13 protein-coding genes are annotated in these 13,128 nt (G+C 68.1%); 8 read left to right on the top strand and 5 right to left on the bottom strand.

Features of this window, described 5'->3' with window-relative positions; translation table 11 throughout:
* Window positions 1-90: 90 nt before the first annotated feature.
* On the bottom strand, window positions 91-1,737 hold the full coding sequence (locus NN2_RS14900) for a flavin-containing monooxygenase (RefSeq protein WP_063014068.1): 1,647 nt from the start codon (window positions 1,735-1,737) through the stop codon (window positions 91-93).
* A 327-nt stretch (window positions 1,738-2,064) separates the two neighbouring features.
* Between NN2_RS14900 and NN2_RS37745 the strand changes: the two genes are divergently transcribed.
* Entirely contained in the window at window positions 2,065-2,220 is a 156-nt protein-coding gene (locus NN2_RS37745) for a DUF6131 family protein (protein ID WP_086006941.1), read from the top strand.
* Window positions 2,221-2,291: 71 nt separating this feature from the next.
* Entirely contained in the window at window positions 2,292-2,771 is a 480-nt protein-coding gene (locus tag NN2_RS14895; RefSeq protein WP_063014066.1) for a hypothetical protein, read from the top strand.
* A gap of 32 nt (window positions 2,772-2,803) precedes the next feature.
* On the opposite strand, the gene NN2_RS14890 is transcribed toward NN2_RS14895, so the two are convergent.
* A complete protein-coding gene (locus tag NN2_RS14890) occupies window positions 2,804-3,310 on the bottom strand; it encodes a hypothetical protein (RefSeq protein WP_063014187.1) in 507 nt (168 codons plus the stop codon).
* A 171-nt stretch (window positions 3,311-3,481) separates the two neighbouring features.
* On the opposite strand from NN2_RS14890, the gene NN2_RS14885 reads away from it, so the two are divergent.
* The 6 genes from NN2_RS14885 (at window position 3,482) to NN2_RS14860 (ending at window position 9,893) form a co-directional block, all read left to right on the top strand.
* Window positions 3,482-5,428 carry a glycoside hydrolase family 15 protein gene (locus tag NN2_RS14885; protein WP_063910767.1) on the top strand — a complete coding sequence of 649 codons (1,947 nt, stop codon included), beginning with the start codon at window positions 3,482-3,484 and terminating at the stop codon, window positions 5,426-5,428.
* 94 nt (window positions 5,429-5,522) lie between these two features.
* Window positions 5,523-5,942, top strand: a complete 420-nt coding sequence (locus tag NN2_RS14880) for a DUF4186 domain-containing protein (protein ID WP_227463013.1) — start codon at window positions 5,523-5,525, stop codon at window positions 5,940-5,942.
* Between the two features lie 92 nt (window positions 5,943-6,034).
* Window positions 6,035-7,366 (top strand): APC family permease, encoded by a 1,332-nt coding sequence (locus tag NN2_RS14875; protein ID WP_063014182.1) that lies wholly within the window; start codon window positions 6,035-6,037, stop codon window positions 7,364-7,366.
* Window positions 7,367-7,517: 151 nt separating this feature from the next.
* Window positions 7,518-8,015 (top strand): beta-class carbonic anhydrase, encoded by a 498-nt coding sequence (locus NN2_RS14870; RefSeq protein ID WP_063014064.1) that lies wholly within the window; start codon window positions 7,518-7,520, stop codon window positions 8,013-8,015.
* A gap of 89 nt (window positions 8,016-8,104) precedes the next feature.
* Entirely contained in the window at window positions 8,105-8,953 is an 849-nt protein-coding gene (locus NN2_RS14865) for a helix-turn-helix domain-containing protein (protein ID WP_082856998.1), read from the top strand.
* Between the two features lie 124 nt (window positions 8,954-9,077).
* The gene (locus NN2_RS14860; RefSeq protein ID WP_082857003.1) at window positions 9,078-9,893 is read left to right on the top strand and encodes a sterol desaturase family protein; all 816 of its coding nucleotides are present in this window, start codon (window positions 9,078-9,080) and stop codon (window positions 9,891-9,893) included.
* Between the two features lie 3 nt (window positions 9,894-9,896).
* On the opposite strand, the gene NN2_RS14855 is transcribed toward NN2_RS14860, so the two are convergent.
* The 3 genes from NN2_RS14855 to NN2_RS14845 all read right to left on the bottom strand — a co-directional run bounded on the left by NN2_RS14855 (window position 9,897) and on the right by NN2_RS14845 (window position 12,865).
* The gene (locus tag NN2_RS14855) at window positions 9,897-10,328 is read right to left on the bottom strand and encodes a DUF427 domain-containing protein (protein ID WP_063014060.1); all 432 of its coding nucleotides are present in this window, start codon (window positions 10,326-10,328) and stop codon (window positions 9,897-9,899) included.
* A gap of 37 nt (window positions 10,329-10,365) precedes the next feature.
* Window positions 10,366-11,274 (bottom strand): acyl-CoA thioesterase, encoded by a 909-nt coding sequence (locus tag NN2_RS14850; RefSeq protein ID WP_082856997.1) that lies wholly within the window; start codon window positions 11,272-11,274, stop codon window positions 10,366-10,368.
* A 67-nt stretch (window positions 11,275-11,341) separates the two neighbouring features.
* The gene (locus NN2_RS14845) at window positions 11,342-12,865 is read right to left on the bottom strand and encodes a WS/DGAT/MGAT family O-acyltransferase (RefSeq protein ID WP_082856996.1); all 1,524 of its coding nucleotides are present in this window, start codon (window positions 12,863-12,865) and stop codon (window positions 11,342-11,344) included.
* Between the last annotated feature and the right edge of the window lie 263 nt (window positions 12,866-13,128).

Below are 13,128 nucleotides of genomic sequence, written 5' to 3'. Positions count from 1 at the left end.
CGAGTTTTCGCGACGGCCTCGAAATGATCGAAGGCCCGGCCGGCGGCCTCGAGGCAGCCGGCCGGGCCTTCGCAGGCGAAGACATCGCCGCTACCAGAGGTCCGCGGGGGCGTCGATGACGTCGAAGCCCTTGTACTCGGCCGCGGCCACCTCGGCGATGATCTCGCCGTAGACGCCGAAGCCGCCGACGAAGGGCATGAAGACTCGTGGTCTACCCGGGACGTTCGCGCCGAGATACCACGAATTTGCTTGTGGCATCAGAGTTTTCGCGGCTCGTTCGGCGCATTCGGTGACCCAGGCCGAGACCGCGTCGGGCCGTGCCTCCAGCGCGGCGGCGCCGCGGCGGTCCAGGAAGTCGATCGCATCGGCCACCCAGTCCACGTGCAATTCCGAATGCAGCACCATATTGGCCAGCACCGAGGGACTACCGGGCCCGGTGAGGTTGAACAGATTCGGGAAGCCGCTGATGCCCAGGCCGAGATAGGTTTTCGGGCCCTCGCGCCATGCCTCGTTCAGGGTTTCGCCGCCGCGGCCGACGATATTCATCTTCGCGACCGATCCGGTCATCGCGTCGAATCCGGTGGCCAGGACCAGGGTGTCGAGCGTGTAGTGCGCGTCGGTGGTGTGCACGCCCGTGGCGTCGATCCGCTGGATCGGTGTCGTGCGCAGATCCACCAGTTCGACGTTGTCGCGGTTGAAGGTCTGGTAGTAGTCGGTGTCGGTGCAGATCCGTTTGGCGCCGATCGGATGGTCGCGCGGGATCAGCAGGTCGGCGACGCGCGGATCGTCGATCACCGCACGCACCTTCTCCTCCCAGAACAGGCGCGCCGGCTCGTTCGCCTCGGCGGTCACCATCTGATCCGGGAACGTCTTGCTGAACAGCACACCGCCCAGCTGCCAACGCTTTTCGTAGGCGGCGCGGCGCTCCTCGGCGGAGACCTCGAGGGTGTTCTTCGGATGCGGCTGGTGCGGTGAACCGCCGCCGCTGGTCATCGACAGCCGCCGCCGTTCCGGATAGCCGGCTTTCTGCTCGTGGCGCGTCTTCTCGTCCAACGGCGTATTGCCCGCGGGCACACTGTAATTGGGCGTGCGCTGGAAAACGTACAGCCGTTGCGCTTGCTCGGCGAGATGTGGAATCGCTTGAATGCCCGAGGATCCGGTGCCGATGACGCCCACGCGCTGCCCGGTCAGGTCGACACCATCGGCGGGCCAGCTGGAGGTGTGCAGCAGCCGGCCGGCGAAGGTCGGCAGGCCGTCGATGTCGGGGGTATTGGCGTTCGACAGCGGACCGGTGGCCAGCACGACGAACCGCGCCGTCACCTCGGCGCCGCTGTCGACGCGGACCCGCCAGTGCAGTGTGCTCTCGTCGAGCACGATATCGGTTACCCGCGTGCCGAATTCGATGTCGCGGCGCAGATCGTAGCGGTCGGCGACGTGTTCGAGATAGGACAGGATCTCGGGCTGGGTGGCGTATTTCTCGCTCCAGTTCCATTCCTGCTGCAGGGCTTCGTCGAACGAGTACGAGTAGTCGACGCTCTCGACGTCGCAGCGCGCGCCCGGGTAGCGGTTCCAATACCACACTCCACCCACGCCGTCGCCCGCCTCGAACGCCCGCACGCGCAGGCCTTGCCCGCGCAGCCGGTGAATCGCGTAGAGCCCTGCGATGCCTGCGCCGACGATCACCACATCGACGCCGGTACGGATATTCCCAGTGGACGATGTCGTCTCGGGGGTCACAGTCGGATACCTTTCGCCGGAGACCTGTTTCTCCGCCTTCGACGCTAGGAACGTGCGCGGTTCTCGAGCAGATGTCGTCCCGCTGACCGGCGCTCACGGCGGTACGGTTCCCGATGACCGGGACCTGCGCTGCGCCGGGCATCCGCATCGGGACCACCGGTCGCCGCGGCCGCAGAACCGGGTTGCGGGCCGGAGCCGAACACCGTTGACAGGGTGCGTTCGCGGTGGTTGTGTAAGTTCTACAGCGTGTAGCCGGTGGGTAGCTTTGCAGACCGTCGAAGTGCCCGGTACAGGCCCGTCGCTCATTCGCCGAATCAGGTGTCGACCATGATCATTCTCGGAATCATTCTCCTCGTCGTCGGTTTTCTGCTGAAGATCCACATCATCTGGATCATCGGAATCGTGGTCCTCGTCATCGGTCTGGTGCTGCTGGCCATGGGGTCGATGGGTCGTGCCGTCGGCGGGCGGCGCCATTACTACTGACGCCATTACTTCCGACGCCGGTACCGGTGCCGGCCGCACGCCGGAACCCCGAGCGAGTTCGAGGAGTCGAGATGAGTACCACCACGATCGTCGTGATCGTTGTTGTCGTGGTTGTGGCGATCCTGGTCATCGCCGCGCTGGCCCGCGTGGCCGTGGCCCAACGTAGGGAACACCGCCGCACGGAAGCCGCGGAGATCCGGGCGAAGGCGACCGAGCGGTCCCACGAGGTCGGCCGCCGCCAAGCGCTCGCCGACGAAACCGCGGCCAAAGCCCGGGCAGCGGCCGCCGAGGCCGATATCAAGGCGGCACAGGCGGCCGGTCTGAAGGAACAGGCGGCCGCCCACCACAACGACGCCGCGACGTCGCGCGACGAACTCACCCAGGAGTTCCACCGTGCCGACAAGGTCGATCCGGACGCGCGAACCCGCGAGCCGGGGAAGGACGCCGAGCCCGGCCGGACTTCCGGATCCGATGCTCGGAGTAACGACGTCCCGAGAAGTGACGTTCCGAGAAACGACGTTCGGCGAAACGACACCGCCGAAGGGCGCTGACCCCTGCCGCCGTCACCGCGGGTATCGGGCCGTCATCGCCCCCACAATGCGCGGTGCGCGCGCGGCCAGAACTCGAATCCGGCGGTAGCCAGCCCGCCGAGGCCGATCACCAGCACCGCCGCATCGACGCTGGTCCGTCCCTCCCGTGCCCAATAGACGTCCTCGAGATCCAGCAGCAGCGCCAGTTCGTCGACGATCAGGGCTGAACCGGCGCCGTAGGAGGTGGCCACCACCGGATGCCGGCGGGCGCGTTCGGTGCCGCGCAACGCCACCAACCCCACCGCCGCGAGCGTCGCGATCCCGATGTTGTAGTGGTGGAAATGCTTGCCGCCCAGACTCATTCCGCCACCACTGGGCCCGTGCCCGGCGCGGATCCAGTGCGTGAGGGCGCGCGTGGTCCCGAAGGTCGCCGTGAACGCCGCCCAGGCCCACACCGCCGACCGCTCCCCGGGCCCCAGTGTCTCCAGCCAGGCTCGCCGCACCTCGCGGCCCCGATGTTGCGCGGTGGCGAGGGCGCTCCTGCCGTCTTCGTCGGTCACCCTCTCATCGTCGTCGGGCGGCAGCGTCTCCACGCCGTATTCGGCAAATTTCCAGACAACCAGGTGGATGCTCGCATCGCCTTCCCTACGCCGGTAGAAACCGGGCACCGGCGGACTTACGATCGAAGCAGTGCCCGAGCGGGCCGATCAGGTGGCGAATGGGAGCACCGCATGAACGACCATCCGGAACACACGCCCCGGGTCACCGCCTTCCCGCGCATCGACGACTACGCGTTCATCTCCGATTCCGAGGTCACAGCCCTCATCGCGCCCAGCGGCGCCATCGAATGGATGTGTCTGCCCCGCATGGATTCTCCGAGCGTCTTCGGTGCGATCCTCGATCGTTCCGCCGGGTCGTTCCGCTTCGCTCCTGACGACATCGCGACCCCGGCCGATCGCCGGTACATCCCCGGGACGATGGTCATGGAGACGAGCTGGCGCAGTGGCGAAGGATGGGCAACCGTGCGCGACGTTCTGCTGGTCGGCCCGTGGCGGCACCAGCAACCCGGCCGCAGCGCGCACCGGCGCGCACCCACCGACTACGACGCCGAACACATCCTGCTGCGCATCGTGCACTGCGAGACGGGGCAGATCCAGTTCGTGCTCGACTGCCAGCCCGCCTACGAATACGGGCGCGCCCGGGCCACATGGGAATACCTCGACAGTTACCACCTGGCCCAGGCCGACGCCGACGGTGTCGATCTGCCGTTGCGGCTCACCACGGATCTGCGCCTCGGAATCGAGGGCTCGCGGGCGGTGGCCCGCACCCTGCTCAAGAGCGGCGACACCCGCTACTGTGCGCTGTCGTGGGGGAGCCGGGCGGCTCCCGAAACCGTCGACGAGGCTCGCGAACGGCTGATCGGAACCGTGCATCACTGGCGGCACTGGCTGGCCGGCGGCCGGTTCCCGGACCACCCCTGGAGCGCCCAGCTCACGCGCAGCGCCCTGACGCTCAAGGGCCTGACCTTCGCCCCGACCGGCGCCATCGTCGCCGCGCCGACCACATCGCTGCCGGAAACACCTGGCGGAGAACGCAATTGGGACTACCGCTACACCTGGATCCGGGACTCGGCCTTCGCGCTGTGGGGTCTGTACACCCTGGGCTTCAACTGGGAGGCCAACGACTACTTCTCCCACATCATCAATCTGGCCGAGAACGCCGAGGACATGCAGATCGTCTACGGCATCGGCGGTGAAACCGATCTGCGGGAACGCACCCTGGACAACCTGCGGGGGTACGAGAACGCCGGCCCCGTGCGGGTCGGCAACGACGCGTATCGGCAACGCCAGCACGATGTCTGGGGTGCGGCGCTGGATTCGGTCTATCTCTACGCCCGCCATCAGGATCAGATCGACGCGCGCACCTGGCCGCTGCTGCGCTGGGCGGTCAAGAGCGCGCTCGCGGTGTGGCGCGAACCCGACCACGGTATCTGGGAGGTGCGCGGGAAGCCGCAGCACTTCACCTCCAGCAAGGTCATGTGCTGGGTCGCCGCGGACCGCGGCGCGCGCCTGGCCCGTATCCATCAGGATTTCGAACGTGCCGCCCGCTGGCAGCGTTCGGCAGACGAGATCCGCACCGACGTCTGCGCCAATGCCGTCGACTCGCGGGGTGTGTTCACCCAGTACTACGGCAGCACGGCACTGGACGCCTCGACCCTGCTCATCCCGCTGGTCCGGTTCCTGCCTCCAGACGACGAACGCGTCCGCAAGACGGTGCTCGCCATCGCCGACGAACTCACCAGCGACGGCCTCGTCCTGCGCTACCGCACCGACGAAACCGACGACGGATTCTCCGGAGCCGAAGGCACTTTCACGATCTGCTCGTTCTGGCTGGTGTCGGCGCTGTCGGAAATCGGCGAGAAGCACCGTGCCAAACAGTTGTGTGAGAAGCTGCTCGGCTATGCCAGCCCGCTGGGCCTCTACGCCGAGGAGATCGATCCCGTGACCGGACGGCACTGGGGCAATTACCCCCAGGCGTTCACGCACCTGGCGTTGATCAATGCCGTCATGCACGTCGTCCGGGACGAGCGGATCGAGTTGCGCACGGCACTCGGGGGAGAGTCCATCGCCCCCCGCCTCGACGACGGCATGCTCACCGGCGGATACATCCACATCTGAGCCTCCCGATGCCGGACCGTGGCCGGATGCGGAGCTGTCGTAGCCGCTCGTCCGGGCGAACGGTCGTGTCGGCCGGTCGTTCTAGGCTGGTGTGGTGCGGCTGGACCACGCAACTCTCGACGCTCGCCTCGCTGCCATCGCGCGGCAGCCGTTCCGGGCGAAGTTCCACCTGCGTGAACCCGAGATGGAGTTCGTCGCGCTGCGTGGCATGACGGTGGTGCGCGAGCACGCGGCCGATCTCATCGGCAAGCGGCTCGCGCCGGCTCATCCCGCGAAGGACGGGAAGCAGACTCCCTGGGGCGGTCATCCGGTCTTTCGCGCTCAGCACGCCACCGGCACCTGCTGTCGCAGCTGTCTGCAGCGAACGCACGGCATCGGCAAGGGCCGCGAACTGACCACGCCCGAGCGTGAATACGTCGTGGACATCATCTGCCGCTGGGTCGAAAAAGAGTGCGCTCGCAGGACGGTACGGGTACCGGGCGACGAGGACTCGGACCGCCGCGGCGACGGATAGGGCTGCGAACGCGGCCGTCCGGCGACCCGCATGTCGGCGCACGGTCACCGGCATTTTCGGTTCGATGCGCGCCGGGCGGGTACGTGGCCGATATGCCCCGTTCGTTGAAGCGCGCCGTCAGTACGCCTCTGCTGTACTTCTTCATCCTGGGCGACGTGCTCGGGGCCGGCGTGTACGTGCTGATCGGTTCCGTGGCGCAGGCGTCGGGCGGTGCGGTCTGGTTACCGCTGGCCGTCGCCCTCGGACTGGCCACACTCACCGCGGCGTCGTATGCCGAGCTGGCGACGAAGTACCCGCGGGCCGGTGGTTCGGCGCACTACGCGACCCGCGCACTGGGACCCGCCGCCGGTTCGCTGGTCGGCTTCTGCATGCTCGCCGCGGGTGTGGTGTCGGTGGGGGCGCTGGCGCGGGCATTCGCCGGTGACTATCTCCAAGCGCTTGTGTCCGCACCGACCGCGCTGGTCATCGTGGTCTTCCTGGTCGCGCTGGCGTTGCTCAACATTCGGGGGATCAAGGAATCGCTGCGCGCCAATGTGGCGGCGAGTCTGATCGAGCTCAGTGGGCTGGTGCTGATCATCGGGTTGGGTGCGTGGATCCTGGTTCGCGGTGACGCCGATCCCGGCAGGCTCACCGAGATCGGCACCGCGGAACACGGTCCGGTTCCGGCAGTGCTCGCGGGGACGGTGCTGGCCTTCTACTCCTTCGTCGGTTTCGAGACCTCGGTGAATCTGGCGGAGGAGGTGCGCGATCCGCGTCGCTCGTACCCGTTCGCGCTGTTCGGCGCGCTGCTCACCGCCGGAGTGGTGTACGTGCTGGTGGGTGTGGTCGCCAGTGCCGCCGTGCCCACCGGCGAACTGGCACGGTCGAGCGGTCCGCTGCTCGAGGTGGTGCGCCGGGCCGGCGGGGTGCCCGACCGGTTGTTCAGTGTGATCGCCCTGGTCGCCGTCGCCAACGGCGCATTGCTGACCGGCATCATGGCCTCGCGGCTGGCCTACGGCATGGCACGCGACGGACTGCTGCCGGCGGTGCTGACCCGCCTGCTTCCCGGCCGTCGCACTCCGTGGGTCGCGGTGGTGGCGACCTCGGGCGTATCCGTCGCCCTCGCGCTCACCGGCGAGGTCGCCGTGCTGGCCGAAACTCTGGTTCTGCTTCTGCTCGTCGTCTTCGCGGCGGTGAACTGTTCGGTTCTGCTCGAGCGCCGCCATCCCGTCGACACCGACCACTTCCGCGTCCCGACGCTCGTTCCGTGGCTGGCACTGGCCTCCTGCCTCTACCTGTTCACCCGCATCGATGCCGACATATGGGCGCGCGGGTTGGTCCTGGTCGGCCTGGGCGCAATACTCGCGCTGGTCAACAGCGTGCGCACTCGTCGCGCCCACCCGGAATCGCGCATCGCGCACGCGGCGAAGGCGATGCGTCCGTGAATCCGCGCCCGGCCGACGCGCGGCGGTCGTGTCACCCGATCGGCAACCGTTGACTTCACGCTGAGCGAATACCTGGTGTTCGCGGCGGGCGGGAGTCACGATCCATGCGTACATGTGAATGTCCGCAGCTACCCCGACGAAGGGCGCGATCATGACCGTGACCGACGAGCTTCTGGCCAACAACGCCGAATACGCAGCACAGTTCAGCGGACCGCTTCCGCTGCCGCCGAGCAAGCACGTCGCCGTCGTGGCGTGCATGGACGCGCGGCTGGACGTCTACCGCGTTCTCGGCCTCGAGGAGGGGGAGGCGCACGTCATCCGCAATGCGGGCGGGGTGGTGACCGACGACGAGATCCGTTCGCTGGCAATCAGTCAGCGGTTGCTGGGCACCACCGAGATCATCCTGATCCATCACACCGACTGCGGCATGCTGACCTTCACCGACGACGAGTTCAAACGCGGAATTCAGGACGAGGTGGGCATCGAACCCGAATGGGCTACCGAGGCTTTCGACGATCTGGATGCGGATGTGCGCCAGTCGATTCGGCGAATCGAGGCCAGCCCGTTCGTGACGAAGACGACCTCGCTGCGCGGCTTCGTCTTCGTCTTCGACGTCGGCACCGGCAAACTCCAGGAGGTCATCGCCTGAGTCCGAGGCGGTGCGGAGAGCCGCTGCCGCGTGCGGTCGGCGGATGGCAGGATAGGCGGGTTCCCGCTTCCCGTCCGATGGTTCGATACATGCCGAGTGACTTCTCCGACGCCGAAGGCCCGTTCCTGCGCGAGACAGGGTGCGAGGGTGCCGGCGCGGCGGTCGATCGCTCGAAAGTCGTTGCGGTAACCGATGTTCCGGATGCTGGGCGATGGTCGGGCGCGGCGCTGCTGCTGCCGGGCGTGCTGGCGTACGCGGGCGCGATCGGGCCGACCGAACGGCACGCTCACCATGCGGTACAGCTGATGGTCGCGGCGAGGGATCTGCGAGTGGTCGGCGACGACGGGCGCGTGCACACCGGAACTCGGCTGGGGATTCCCTCCGATACCGGGCACGCGATCATGACGGGCGCCCGTACTGCGGTCGCGCTGTTCGTCGATCCGGAATCCGCGCTGGGTAGTGCGGTGGAGCACCGTCTCGGCGCGGACTGGGCGGGCGCCGAGCTCCTGGCCGGCCTCGATCCGGCCGTCCGCGACCTGCGCGCCGCGGTGTCGGCGCTGACCCGGTCGGTGGGCGCCGGGGCCGCACCACCGCCGCGCCATCCGGGTGTCAGCGCCGCGCTGGAACTGCTCCCCGAGCTGATCGCGGCGGGCCCGGTGCGCACCGGCACCGTGGCCGGGCGGCTGGGGATGTCGACGAGCCGGCTGACCCACGTGTTCACCGAACAGGTCGGGTTGCCGCTGCGCCGGTACGTGTTGTGGCTGCGCGTCATGACCGCCGTCGCGCGGACCGCGGCCGGTGACGATGTGACCGCCGCGGCGCATGCGGCGGGATTCGCCGACAGTGCGCACCTGTCCCGAACCTGCCGTGCCACCTTCGGCCTGCCGCCGTCCGCGCTGAGCCGCAACGTCCGCGTGGACATCGATTCCGCGACCTAGCCGAATCGTTCAATCGCCCCGGCGGCAGTTGCGCGAGGCTGGAACGGTGACCGATACCACCACGGCGAAGAAGACGAAACAGTCTGTCCCGCAATGTGTTCTGCGCTACTGCTATGTGCCGTTCATGCTGCTCGGCATCGACGGCGCCGCGATCGCCCTGTCGGCCGCCGGCGCTGCGGAGGTGTGGCTGCTACCGCTGCTGATGATCGCCGTGGCGTCGTCGTTCCTCACCGAGCGGGTCATTCCGTACGAGCGGTCGTGGAATACCGACCACGACGACACTCGCCGCGACCGCATCCATGCCGTGGTGAACGAAACCATGACTCTGGCCGGTGTGGCGGTGATTCCGCTGGTGGCGGCCGTGGCTCCGGGCCCGGATCTCTGGCCGCGGCACTGGCCGTTCCTGGCCCAGGCTCTCGTGGCGATCGTGGTCGCCGATTTCGGGATCACGACCGTACATCTGGCCAGCCACAAGATCGGCGTGCTGTGGCGATTCCATGCCGTGCACCACAGCGTCACCCGGTTCTACGGACTCAACGGTCTGATGAAACACCCTGTGCACCAGGCGATCGAAACGGCCGCGGGGGTGGCGCCCCTGATCCTGGCCGGCCTGCCGGTCCATGTCGCCGGCGCGCTGGCCGTGGCGGTCGCCGTGCAACTGCTGCTCCAGCATTCCAATGCCGACTACCGCGTCGGCCCGGCGAAACACGTGCTCGCCCTCAACGCGGGGCACCGTTTCCACCACCTCAAATGGGCCGGTGCCGGCGATGTGAACTTCGGGCTGTTCACGCTGATCTGGGACCACCTCTACCGGACCTACTCCTTCGATCCCGCGCGCCGATTCACCTCCGCCGAACTCGGCATGGCGGCGAAACCGGACTATCCCACCGCCTATCCGGCGCAGCTGCGCCATCCCTTCACCGCCGACGGGGGGTGCTGAGGACTATTCGGCGGCGCGCGGTGTGCTTCCGGCCTCCGCCCGCTGCCGCACACCCGACACGGCCGGGGTCGCCACGCCGACCTCGAGACGGACCCGATCCTGATAGAAGCCGATGTGGTCGCGGATCAACGCCACCTCCGGATAGGGATCGGTGTACTCCCACGCGATCGGCTCCGCGCTGTCGTGCGGGCGCCAATACCGGGCCCGGCCCTTGAAGGAGCAGCGCGAGGTGAGCTGTTCGTCCAGGGTGAGCAGGTCGAAGCGCACATCGGCGACCGGAATGTAGAACACGATCCCGTGATCCTGTTCGGCCACGAGCAGACTCGCGGTGGTCTCGGCCAGGTGCCGGTCGTCGTGCGAGACGCGGACCAGATTGCGAATGCGCCGCACGTCGATGCGATAGTCGGGCCACTCGGCGAAGCCGGACGCTTGCATGTGTTCCTCCGAACGTGTTGCCCCGGAATACGGATGGTCAGAGTACGGTGCCGGCCCGGGTGCGGACAGCGGTATCGGCCGGCCGGAACGCACGCACCATCGCGTGCACGCTGTAGGTGGCCGTCAATCGTCCGTCGGCGGCGTGTACCCGTCCTTCGCTCTGGGCGTGGCCGCGTCCGGCGTAGACGACGCGGGTGCCGTACAGCAGCCACTGCGTCACATCCGGTTCGTCGTGAAAGGCGATGGTGGCCATGGTGATTCCGGTCGAGATCGCGGAATGTGCCATCGATTCACCGTAGTCGGGATGCGGCCGCAGCGCCGCGGCCACCGTCCAGTGCGCGCACGACTGCGCCAGCAGCGCCGCGTGCAGGTAGTAGGCATCCGGCGCGTCGCGGTACCGCGTCCATACGAACAGTTCCGGCGGGCCCACATGTCCGGGATCGGGACTGTACGCGCCGCCGACCACACGCATGTCGCGGCCGTCGACCTCCGTTCCCGGAATATCCAGCGGCGTCGACTCGTCCGGTGGATCGACGACCGGCATCGGCGCGGCCGAACGGATCAGGTCGGGCGCGCCGGCGTCGAGGAGCACCGTGCCCGCACACCGCAGTGTGTCGTCCTGGCGCACCCGGACCTGCGCCGTGCTGTAGGTGCGACCCGAGTGCAGGACCTCGACCTCGACGTCCAGCAGCGCGTCGTGGGCGGCGACCCGCGAGAAGATCATCGACGCCGACACCACCCGCTGTCGTGGCACTTCCTTGGCGGCCGCCACGATCGCGTCGCCGAGCATCTGACCGGCCTCGACGACGTTGCGGACCGTCGGACCGTGCGCGGGCGCTACGTAATGTCCTGCGCCACAAGGGCGTACGTCCATGAGGCGCGACAGCTCGGCCTGGCTCCACGGTGGCCCGCCCGGGCCCGCCCCGGCGTGCGGATCGTCGACCATCGGACCCCTCGTGCGTATATGACGTTCTCGTTATTGGAGAGTCATATTACCAAAGTCGCGCGTCGCGTCACGAGCTCCGCTGCAACTCCGACAGCGCATCGGCGAGGTGGGTGGTGATGTCCCAGACGTCGGGAACGGCTTCCGGGCAGGCGACGATGCCGAAGTCGAGGTGACCGTCGTAGGACATCACCGTGATGTTCAGGCTGCCGGACAACTCGGTGAGCACCGAGACCGGATAGCTGGCCAGTACGCGGATTCCGTCGAGATACAGCGGGAGCTGTGGTCCAGGGACGTTCGAGACGATCAGGTTGACCAGGGGAAGGGTGGGGGCCGCGGCGCGCAGCAGCGCACGCGTCGGCAGCCCGTGCAGGGCCGGTGTGAGCATTGTGGTCAGTTCGTGCAGCAGGGTCGGTGGCTGTTTGCCGAACCGGTCCTTGGCCACGAGCAGATTGTTGTGCAGCAGTTTCAGCCGGGCGTGTGGATCGTTCTCCCCGATCGGCAGTTGGGACAGCATGAGCGAGAACTGATTTCCCGCACTGCCGAACTGCTCGGGTGTGCGCACCGAGACCGGGATCGCGGCCAGCAGGGGCCGGTCGATGGGAAGTTCGCGGTCGAGCATCCAGTTGCGCAACGCCGAGGTGCACAGAGCCATCACGACATCGTTGACGGTGCCGTCGATCGATTTCTTGATCGCCTTGACCGCCGCGAGGGGCAGTGAGGTGTAGGCGACGCTGCGGGTCGTGGTGAGCGGCTGGTTGAACGGGACATCGTCGTGCTTGGCGCGGAATGCGTCCCGGGTGCGCAGCAGTGTCGGCACCGCGTCGAGGGCAGCGCGCGTGCGGGCCGACTGGCGGGTCACCGCCTTGGGAGCGCTGCGGGCCAGCATCTCGACGATCGAGGGCGTGCGATCGCGGCGCATACCGGCCTCGGGTAGCGGTGTGGCCGTGGGGGTTTCGGAGATGTCGAGGATCGCGCCCATGATCTCCGCCGCGGACACGCCGTCGATCACCGCGTGGTGCACCTTCGTGTAGACCGCCTGACGGCCGCCCGAGAGTCCGGAGACGAGATGGCATTCCCACAGCGGACGGGATCGGTCGAGCGGCTGGGCGTGGCGGCGGGCGACGTAGTCGGCGAGGTCGGCGTCGGTCGCACCGTCGGGCAATCGCACGTGCCGCACGTGGAAACCGAGATCGACGGCGGCGCAATCTTCCCAGTACGGCTCGTCGAGGCCCAGCGGCACGGTGCGTACCCGGCGGCGCAGCGGCGCCACGAGGTGCAGCCGGGCGGCGAACAGCCGCCGCAGTGTGCCGGCATCCAGCGGGCCGCGCGGCCCGCGGCCCGAATCGAGCAGCATCACGGCGCCGATATGCATGGGCGCCGCTGCGGTTTCGCTGTCCAGCAGATGCAGATCCAGGGCGCTCAACTGCCGCGGTGGTCCGATTTCCGCCGCGGCCGGGATCGTCGTGGACGCCGGCGCGGCCGCGCGCTGCGCACCGCTGGTCAACGACTCGCCGGGGGTGCGCAGGTGGACGGTGGTCTCTCGCGCGTGGGTCTCCCGTGCGTGCGAGACAGTGCTGGACGAGCCGGTCATCGTTACCTCCCGGGAGACGGTCCGGGAAGGTTCAGCGGCAGCACAGGTGCACCGAATCGAGCCCGGACAGCGGGGTGGCGCCTCGGTGAGGCGCGCAGACGGAGTTCGCGCGGCACTGGTCGAACGACGAGTCGTCTCGATATCCGAAACGTGGCTGCGAGTCTAGGGCCGATCGTGGCCGGCTGGGCTTCGCGGAGAATTCGGGCCCGTAAATTGTGTGCAAACACCCGATGTGCGCCGGTCCGCGCGGACCGGCGCAGGCC

This window comes from Nocardia nova NBRC 15556 (genome assembly GCF_001613005.1).
Classification (GTDB): Bacteria; Actinomycetota; Actinomycetes; order Mycobacteriales; family Mycobacteriaceae; genus Nocardia; species Nocardia nova.
This window is presented reverse-complemented; position numbering and strand designations above follow the sequence as displayed.

Coding starts and splice junctions, on each gene's coding strand:
- NN2_RS14870 (WP_063014064.1), top strand. CDS start 7,518: ATGACCGTGACCGACGAGCTTCTGGCCAACAACGCCGAATACGCAGCA.
- NN2_RS14875 (WP_063014182.1), top strand. CDS start 6,035: ATGCCCCGTTCGTTGAAGCGCGCCGTCAGTACGCCTCTGCTGTACTTC.
- NN2_RS14865 (WP_082856998.1), top strand. CDS start 8,105: ATGCCGAGTGACTTCTCCGACGCCGAAGGCCCGTTCCTGCGCGAGACA.
- NN2_RS14895 (WP_063014066.1), top strand. CDS start 2,292: ATGAGTACCACCACGATCGTCGTGATCGTTGTTGTCGTGGTTGTGGCG.
- NN2_RS14860 (WP_082857003.1), top strand. CDS start 9,078: ATGCTGCTCGGCATCGACGGCGCCGCGATCGCCCTGTCGGCCGCCGGC.
- NN2_RS14855 (WP_063014060.1), bottom strand. CDS start 10,328: ATGCAAGCGTCCGGCTTCGCCGAGTGGCCCGACTATCGCATCGACGTG.
- NN2_RS37745 (WP_086006941.1), top strand. CDS start 2,065: ATGATCATTCTCGGAATCATTCTCCTCGTCGTCGGTTTTCTGCTGAAG.
- NN2_RS14885 (WP_063910767.1), top strand. CDS start 3,482: ATGAACGACCATCCGGAACACACGCCCCGGGTCACCGCCTTCCCGCGC.
- NN2_RS14845 (WP_082856996.1), bottom strand. CDS start 12,865: ATGACCGGCTCGTCCAGCACTGTCTCGCACGCACGGGAGACCCACGCG.
- NN2_RS14850 (WP_082856997.1), bottom strand. CDS start 11,274: ATGGTCGACGATCCGCACGCCGGGGCGGGCCCGGGCGGGCCACCGTGG.